This is a genomic window from Mycobacterium sp. IS-2888 (assembly GCF_001954215.1).
In the GTDB taxonomy this organism is placed as follows: Bacteria; Actinomycetota; Actinomycetes; order Mycobacteriales; family Mycobacteriaceae; genus Mycobacterium.
Genome location: NZ_MBET01000057.1, coordinates 20,081 through 27,734 on the forward strand (window position 1 = coordinate 20,081; position 7,654 = coordinate 27,734).

At 68.1% G+C, this 7,654-nt stretch carries 7 protein-coding genes and 1 pseudogene; 6 read left to right on the top strand and 2 right to left on the bottom strand.

The genetic code is table 11. The features are described from left to right. Window positions 1-25: 25 nt before the first annotated feature. From hisN to A5745_RS10270, 3 genes are all read left to right on the top strand, one after another. The gene (gene hisN, locus A5745_RS10260; protein ID WP_076115961.1) at window positions 26-829 is read left to right on the top strand and encodes a histidinol-phosphatase; all 804 of its coding nucleotides are present in this window, start codon (window positions 26-28) and stop codon (window positions 827-829) included. Between the two features lie 78 nt (window positions 830-907). After that, the gene (locus A5745_RS10265; RefSeq protein WP_076115962.1) at window positions 908-2,377 is read left to right on the top strand and encodes an acyl-CoA dehydrogenase family protein; all 1,470 of its coding nucleotides are present in this window, start codon (window positions 908-910) and stop codon (window positions 2,375-2,377) included. Between the two features lie 52 nt (window positions 2,378-2,429). Continuing rightward, window positions 2,430-3,638, top strand: coding sequence for an acyl-CoA dehydrogenase family protein (locus tag A5745_RS10270; RefSeq protein ID WP_076064421.1), 1,209 nt, complete (start codon window positions 2,430-2,432; stop codon window positions 3,636-3,638). Here the strand turns inward: A5745_RS10270 and A5745_RS10275 are convergent. After that, a complete protein-coding gene (locus A5745_RS10275; RefSeq protein WP_076064422.1) occupies window positions 3,631-4,158 on the bottom strand; it encodes an arsinothricin resistance N-acetyltransferase ArsN1 family B in 528 nt (175 codons plus the stop codon). The two genes, A5745_RS10270 and A5745_RS10275, sit on opposite strands and share 8 nt — an antisense overlap. After that, window positions 4,158-5,012: an oxidoreductase gene (locus A5745_RS10280; protein WP_076064423.1), complete on the bottom strand. Its 855-nt coding sequence runs from the start codon at window positions 5,010-5,012 to the stop codon at window positions 4,158-4,160. Before A5745_RS10280 ends, A5745_RS10275 begins: the two co-directional genes overlap by 1 nt. 22 nt (window positions 5,013-5,034) lie before the next feature. On the opposite strand from A5745_RS10280, the gene A5745_RS10285 reads away from it, so the two are divergent. The 3 genes and pseudogenes from A5745_RS10285 to A5745_RS10295 all read left to right on the top strand — a co-directional run. Beyond that, window positions 5,035-6,042: an acryloyl-CoA reductase gene (locus tag A5745_RS10285; RefSeq protein ID WP_076115963.1), complete on the top strand. Its 1,008-nt coding sequence runs from the start codon at window positions 5,035-5,037 to the stop codon at window positions 6,040-6,042. Between the two features lie 22 nt (window positions 6,043-6,064). Next, window positions 6,065-7,036, top strand: a complete 972-nt coding sequence (locus A5745_RS10290) for an NADPH:quinone oxidoreductase family protein (protein WP_076064425.1) — start codon at window positions 6,065-6,067, stop codon at window positions 7,034-7,036. A 119-nt stretch (window positions 7,037-7,155) separates the two neighbouring features. Beyond that, window positions 7,156-7,620: pseudogene (locus tag A5745_RS10295) on the top strand (homogentisate 1,2-dioxygenase); the annotation flags it as partial. Window positions 7,621-7,654: the final 34 nt, after the last annotated feature.

Here is a 7,654-nt window from a genome sequence, read left to right on the forward strand (position 1 = left end):
TGAAAGTCGTGGTAGGACTGCTGGCATGGCCCGGGATGATCTGGCGCTGGCGCTCGTGCTGGCCGACCGTGCGGACACGCTGACTCGTGCTCGGTTCGGCGCACTCGACCTGCGCATCGACACCAAACCGGATCTGACTCCGGTGACCGACGCCGATCGGGCGGTCGAGGCCGACCTGCGCGAGGTGCTCGGACTCGAAAGGCCGGACGACAGCGTCGTCGGCGAGGAGTTCGGCGGCACCACATCCTTCACCGGGCGGCAATGGATCATCGACCCGATCGACGGCACCAAGAACTTCGTGCGCGGAGTGCCGGTGTGGGCCAGTTTGATTGCGTTGCTCGAGGACGGTGCGCCCTCGGTCGGGGTGGTGAGCGCCCCCGCGCTGCAGCGTCGGTGGTGGGCTGCCCGCGGCCGGGGAGCGTTCGTCGCTGTCGAAGGAGCCCCGCCGCGGCAGATCTCGGTTTCCTCTGTGGCACAGCTGAATTCGGCCAGTTTGTCGTTCGCCAGCCTGTCGGGATGGGCGCAACGCGGTCTACGCGAACGCTTCGTCGAGCTGACCGACGCGGTGTGGAGGGTGCGCGCCTTCGGCGACTTCTGGTCGTATTGCCTGCTCGCCGAGGGGGCCATCGATATCGCCGCCGAGCCGGAGGTGTCGGTGTGGGACCTGGCACCCCTCGACATCCTCGTCCGGGAGGCGGGCGGAACGTTCACCGGCTTGGACGGCAGCGCGGGTCCGCACCGCGGCAGCGCCGTCGCGACCAACGGGCTGCTGCACGACCAGGTGCTGGCCCGCATCGGCTCGCATCCGGAAGCACGCGGTGTGAATTAGTTAACAGGGCATCTCGCGCATCTTACTCCGGAGTAAGATAGCGTCATCCGCATCGCCCCAACGACCGAGGCTGCCGAAATGACCGGTTCAAAGAAGACTCAATCGTCGCAATCCACGCGTTCACGCTTCCGGCGGCGCGGCCGCAAGACCGGCGTCGGGCTGCAACCGCACCGGCGGACGGGGATCGATATCGCCATGGCCCTGCTCACCCCGCTCGTCGGGCAGGAGTTTCTGGACAAATACCATCTGCGCGACCCGCTCAACCGGGCCCTGCGCTACGGCACCAAGACGATCTTCTCCACCGCCGGCGCCACCACCCGGCAGTTCAAGCGGGTCCAGAACCTTCGCGGTGGACCGACCCGGCTCAAGTCGAGCGGCAAGGACTACTACGACCTGACGCCCGACGACGAGCAGAAGATGATCGTCGAGACCCTCGAGGACTTCGCCGGAGAGGTGCTGCGGCCCGCGGCGCACGACGCCGACGAGGCCGCGACCTACCCGCCGGATCTGATCGCCAAGGCCGCCGAGTTGGGCATCACCGCGATCAACATTCCCGAGGACTTCGAGGGGATCGCCGCGCACCGATCCAGCGTCACCAACGTGCTGGCGGCAGAGGCCCTGGCCTACGGCGACATGGGTCTGGCGCTGCCGATTCTGGCGCCGGGAGGCGTGGCGTGGGGCGCGGACCCATTGGGGGGGCGCGCCCCCCAACGCCCCCACCAACCCCGGGTTGCCCGCCCCCGCCGCCCGCCCCAATGGGTCAGCGCGGACCAGCAGGCCACCTACCTGCCGGAGTTCGCCGGCGAGAACGTCCCGCAGGCCTGTGTGGCCATCGCGGAGCCGCAGCCGCTGTTCGATCCCACCCGGCTGAAGACGACCGCCGTGCGGACACCGAGCGGATACCGGCTCGACGGGGTCAAGTCGTTGGTCCCCGCCGCGGCCGACGCCGAGCTGTTCATCGTCGGTGCGCAGCTGAACGGCAAACCGGCGCTATTCATCGTCGAGTCGTCCGCAAAAGGCCTTACCGTCAAGGCGGATCCGAGCATGGGGATTCGTTCCGCGGCCCTGGGCCAGGTCGAACTCTCCGGCGTGTCGGTTCCGGCCAGCGCCCGGCTGGGCGAGGACGAGGCGACCGACGACGACTACTCCGAGGCGCTCGCGCTGTCGCGGCTGGGCTGGGCGGCACTGGCCGTCGGCACATCGCACGCGGTCCTCGACTACGTCATCCCGTATGTCAAAGAGCGCGAAGCGTTCGGCGAGCCGATCGCCCACCGCCAAGCCGTTGCGTTCATGTGCGCCAATATCGCCATCGAACTCGACGGGCTGCGGCTGATCACCTGGCGCGGGGCGGCGCGCGCCGAACAGGGGCTTCCGTTCGCCCGCGAGGCGGCGCTGGCCAAGCGGCTCGGCGCCGACAAGGGCATGCAGATCGGGCTGGACGGCGTGCAACTGCTCGGCGGCCACGGCTACACGAAGGAGCACCCGGTCGAACGCTGGTACCGGGACCTGCGGGCCATCGGTGTCGCCGAGGGCGTCGTCGTCATCTAACTGGTCATCTAAGTAGTCATCCAAGTCGGACTTCTCAAGCGAAAGACCAATCATGGCAATCAATCTGGAACTGCCCCGCAAAATGCACGCGGTGATCGACAAAGCGCACCAGGCCGGCGCGGAGCTGATGCGACCGATCGCCCGCAAGTACGACCTCAAAGAGCACGCCTACCCGGTCGAGCTGGACACGTTGGCCAGCCTGTTCGCCGGAGCAGCCGAGTCCAACGCCCTGGGTCTCGCCGGGGCCGAGGCGTTCCGCAGCGGTGAAAGCAAGGAAGAAAACCGCAACGGCGCCAACATGGCCGCGGTCCTGCAGACTTTGGAGGCCTGCTGGGGCGACGCGGCGATGATGCTGTCGATCCCCTATCAGGGCCTGGGCAACGCGGCGATCTCCGGTGTGGCCACCGACGAGCAACTGCAGCGGCTGGGCCGGGTCTGGGCGGCGATGGCCATCACCGAACCGGGCTTCGGATCCGACTCCGCGGCGGTATCAACCACCGCCACGCTCGACGGTGACGAATACGTGATCAACGGCGAAAAGATCTTCGTCACAGCGGGTTCGCGGGCCACCCACATCGTGGTGTGGGCGACGCTCGACAAATCGCAGGGGCGGCCGGCGATCAAGTCGTTCATCGTTCCGCGCGAACACCCCGGCGTCACCGTCGAGCGACTGGAGAACAAGCTCGGCATCAAGGGCTCCGACACCGCCGTCATCCGGTTCGACAACGCCCGCATTCCGAAGGACAACCTGCTCGGTAACCCCGAAATCGAATCGGGCAAAGGGTTTTCCGGCGTAATGGAGACGTTCGACAACACCCGTCCGGTGGTGGCCGCGATGGCCATTGGGATCGCCCGGGCAGCGCTGGAGGAACTGCGCAAGATCCTGACGGAGGCCGGTGTCGAGATCTCCTACGACAAGCCGTCACACGTCCAAAGTGCCGCCGCGGCCGAATTCCTGCGGATGGAGGCCGACTGGGAGGCCAGCTACCAGCTGACCCTGCGCGCGGCGTGGCAGGCGGACAACAAGATCCCCAACTCCAAAGAGGCGTCCATGGCCAAGGCCAAGGCCGGACGGGTGGGTAGCGACATCACCCTCAAGGCCGTCGAATTGGTCGGCACCACGGGCTATTCCGAGCACACGCTGCTCGAGAAGTGGGCGCGCGACTCCAAGATCATGGACATCTTCGAGGGCACGCAGCAGATCCAGCAGCTGGTGGTCGCGCGTCGCCTGCTGGGCCTGTCGTCGGCTGAGCTCAAGTAGCGATCGGCCGCGGCGGGTCGGCGTCGTCGGGCCCGGGCAGGTCGAGCTGCCACCACGAGACGTCGTGCCACGCGCCGAGTTTCCATCCGACCCTGCGGTAGTGGCCCGCGGGCCGAAAGCCGAACGTCTGATGAAACGCATTGCTGGCGTCGTTGGGTTGGGCGATGCCGGCGAACGCGCGCCGGAAACCGCGTTCGGTGAGCCGGCGCAGCAGTTCGGCGTAGAGCATACGGCCACCGCCCTCGCGTCGCCGGTCCTGGGCGAGGTAGACGCTGGTCTCGACCGACCACTGGTAGGCGGCGCGCGAATTGAACTGGTGCGCATAGGCGTAACCGATGACGTCCCCGTCGACGTCGAGTACCAGCCATTCGTGCGTCACCCGCGCGTTGACGATGCGCTCCGCCATTTCCTCGACCGTCGGCACCTCCGTCTCGAACGTGATCACGGTGTCCAGCACGTACGGGCGGTAGATCTCGACGCACGCCGCGGCATCGGCGGCGGTCGCGGGTCTGACGCGCATCAACCGACCGCGTTCAGCCGTTCGCGGCTTTCCTCATCGAGCTCGATCGAGGCAACGTCGAGGTTCTCCTCCAGGTGCCGCACGGACGAGGTGCCCGGGATGAGCAGCACGTTGGGTGCCACGCTCAGCGTCCACGCCAATGCGACCTGGGCCGGGGTGCGCCCGATCCGCTCCGCGATCTGCTGCACCAGCGGGTTGGTGAGGACCGGGTTCGGCTGCACGAAGGCGGCCCCCAGCGGGAAGAATGGAACGAACGCGATGCCCCGGGCCGTGCATTCGTCCAGCACCGCGGCCGACTCCCGGTGAATCAGGTTGAAAGCGTTTTGCACACAGGCGATCTCGGTGCGCTCCAGCGCGTGCAGTAAGTGGTCGCGGTTGATGTTGCTCAGCCCGATGCCGCCAATCAATCCCTCGTCACGGGCTTGGATCATGACCGAGAGCTGGTCGTCGAACAATTGGTCCGGCCCGTCACTTTCGAACACTCGCAGGTTGACCGCGGCAAGCTGGTCCACGCCGAGAGTGAGCAGATTCATTTCAATGTCTCGGCGCAAGTCGGCGGGCTCGGTAAACGGCAGCCAGGCGCCGGTGTCGTCGCGGTGGCCGCCGACCTTGCTCACCAGGGCCAAGTTCTCCGGATACGGATGCAACGCCTCGCGGATCAGCTCGTTGGCGACGTCGGGGCCGTAGAACTGAGCGGTGTCGATGTGGTTGACGCCGAGCTCGACGGCGCGGCGCAGCACCGCCAGCGCCTCGTCGCGATCCCGCGGTGGCCCGAATGCGTTCGGGCCGGGCAGTTGCATCGCGCCGAAGCCGATGCGGGCGACGGAAACGCGACCGAGTGGAAAGGAATCCATACGGTGAGGTTAGCGTCGAGGAATGGACACTTTTCACGCGCTGGTCGCGCGCCAAGACGGTGACCGGATCACTGCGTCGGTCGAGACACTGAGCCCATCCGACCTACCGCCCGGTGAGGTGACCATCCGGGTCTTGTATTCGAGCGTCAACTTCAAAGACGCGCTGGCGCTGACGCCGAAAGGCGGCGTGGTGCGCGATTACCCGGTGGTGCCGGGCATCGACCTGACCGGCGAAGTGGTCGAGTCGCAGTCGGCCGATTTCGCCATCGGCGACCAGGTGCTGGCTCACGGGTACGCGATCGGCACCGGCCATCACGGCGGCTACGCGGAATACGCCCGACTGCCGGCCGACCAGGTGGTGGCGCTCGGCGCGTTGAGCCCGCACGAGGGCGCCGCGATCGGCACCGCCGGGTTCACGGCCGCGATGAGCGTGCAGGCGCTGATCGACTGGGGCATCAAGCCGGACGCCGGATCCGTCGTCGTCACCGGGGCCTCCGGTGGGGTCGGCTCCGTCAGCGTGGACCTACTGTCCGCCGCCGGCTATCGGGTGGTGGCCTCGAGCGGCAAGGAAGAGGCCGCCGAGTTGCTCAAAGAGCTTGGCGCCGCGGAGGTTATCGGGCGCCTGCCCGAGGATCCCGACGCCAAACCGCGGCCGCTGGCCAAGGCGCGCTGGGCCGGGGCGGTGGACTGCGTGGGCGGCGCGACGCTGGCCGATGTGCTCAGCGCCGTCGACTACGGCGGGGCGGTGGCCGCCAGCGGCCTCACCGGGGGTCCGGCCCTGCACACCACGGTGATGCCGTTCATTCTGCGCGGCGTCGCGCTGCTGGGGATGGACTCGGTGCTGATGCCGATCGCCCGGCGCCGGAAGTTGTGGGCGCTGCTGGGCGACTCGTTGCGGCCGCGTCATCTGGACGCGGTCGTCAGCGACTTAGACATTGGAGACGGCGAAGCCGTGGTCGGCGTGATCGATCGGGTGCGTGCCGGCGCATTCACCGGCCGGGCGGTGGTGCGGGTCGCCGGCGGATTCTGAGCTGAAAGTAGGCTGTCCGACCATGCGCGCTGCACGGGTGACTCGGCTGGATGGTCCTGACGCGATCGAGGTAAGCGACGTCGACGAACCCGCGGGTGATGGCGTGGTTGTCGAGGTGCACGCCGCCGGCGCGGCATTCCCCGACGCGCTGCTGACCCGTGGCCTCTATCAGTACCGGCCGGAGCCGCCGTTCGTGCTCGGCGCGGAGATCGCCGGCGTCGTGCGCTCCGCGCCGGACGGCGCTCACGTGGGTCCCGGCGACAGGGTCGTCGGCCTGACGATGCTGTCCGGCGGCATGGCCGAGGTCGCGATCCTCTCACCCGATCGGGTGTTCAAGCTTCCGGACAACGTGAGTTTCGAGGCGGGCGCTGGCCTGTTGTTCAACGACCTGACGGTGTACTTCGCGCTGACCGTGCGCGGCCGGTTGGGCGAGGGTGAGACGGTGCTGGTGCACGGCGCCGCCGGCGGGATCGGGACGTCGACGCTGCGGCTGGCGTCGTTGCTCGGGGCGTCGCGAACCATCGCGGTCGTCAGCACCGAAGACAAGGCGGACGTCGCGACGGCGGCCGGCGCCACCGATGTGGTGCTGGCCGAAGGGTTCAAGGACGCGGTCAAGGAGCTCACCGGCGGCCGCGGCGTCGACGTGGTCGTCGACCCGGTCGGAGGCGATCGGTTCACCGATTCATTGCGCTCGCTCGCCCCGGGCGGGCGGCTGCTGGTCATCGGGTTCACCGGCGGGGAGATTCCGACCGTGAAGGTGAACCGGCTGCTGCTCAACAACATTGACGTCGTCGGCGTGGGCTGGGGCGCCTGGACGGCCACGCACCCGGACGCGCTCGCCGAGCAGTGGGCCGGCCTCGAGGGCCTGCTCAGCTCGGGCCGGCTGACGCCGCCCACGCCCGAGGTCTACCCGCTGGAGCAGGCCGCCGCGGCGGTCGCGTCACTCGAGAACCGCACCGCCAAGGGGAAGGTCGTCGTCCGCGTCCGCGATTGACGCGCGTCTCGGCCCCGGTTGATCGGCGACACAACGGACCCTTGTGTGACCTCAAAAGAGAAAGTAATGTCACTTTCAGTTTCGTGCTGTCTTGTTCCCTGCCCGAGCCTGGAGTCTCCATGGAATCGTTCGTTCACCTGCGAAAAGGGAAAACGCCGCGCCGGCTGCACGCCGATCTTGACGGCCTCAAAGACGACGAGCTGGGGCGCGGCGGCTTCGTCGGCCGAACCGCCAACATCTACCGCCGCAACGACCCCACCGCCTACCGCTCGGTGGGCCCGCTGCGCCCCCTCGACGTGTTGTCCAGCGAACTCAAACCCAGCGACGCCACCGACGCCAACGGTGGCCCGCTGCTGATGTTCAGCAACGCCGACTGCCGCATCCTGCTGAGCCGTCGGCGTGACCCGATGCCGTTCTACGCCCGCCATGTCGACGGGGATCTGCTGTGCTTCGTCCACGACGGCAACGGGCTGCTGGAGACCGAGTTCGGGCCGCTGCGCTACCGCGAAGGCGACTGGGTCTACATCCCCAAGGCGTGGGCGGGGCGCCCGGGGCCCGCCCGCGCGCCCCCGCCGGACATGTGCTAGTCCAGTGACGAATTCCGGGTGCCGGCCCGAT

Coding starts and splice junctions, on each gene's coding strand:
- hisN (WP_076115961.1), top strand. CDS start 26: ATGGCCCGGGATGATCTGGCGCTGGCGCTCGTGCTGGCCGACCGTGCG.
- A5745_RS10265 (WP_076115962.1), top strand. CDS start 908: ATGACCGGTTCAAAGAAGACTCAATCGTCGCAATCCACGCGTTCACGC.
- A5745_RS10270 (WP_076064421.1), top strand. CDS start 2,430: ATGGCAATCAATCTGGAACTGCCCCGCAAAATGCACGCGGTGATCGAC.
- A5745_RS10275 (WP_076064422.1), bottom strand. CDS start 4,158: ATGCGCGTCAGACCCGCGACCGCCGCCGATGCCGCGGCGTGCGTCGAG.
- A5745_RS10280 (WP_076064423.1), bottom strand. CDS start 5,012: ATGGATTCCTTTCCACTCGGTCGCGTTTCCGTCGCCCGCATCGGCTTC.
- A5745_RS10285 (WP_076115963.1), top strand. CDS start 5,035: ATGGACACTTTTCACGCGCTGGTCGCGCGCCAAGACGGTGACCGGATC.
- A5745_RS10290 (WP_076064425.1), top strand. CDS start 6,065: ATGCGCGCTGCACGGGTGACTCGGCTGGATGGTCCTGACGCGATCGAG.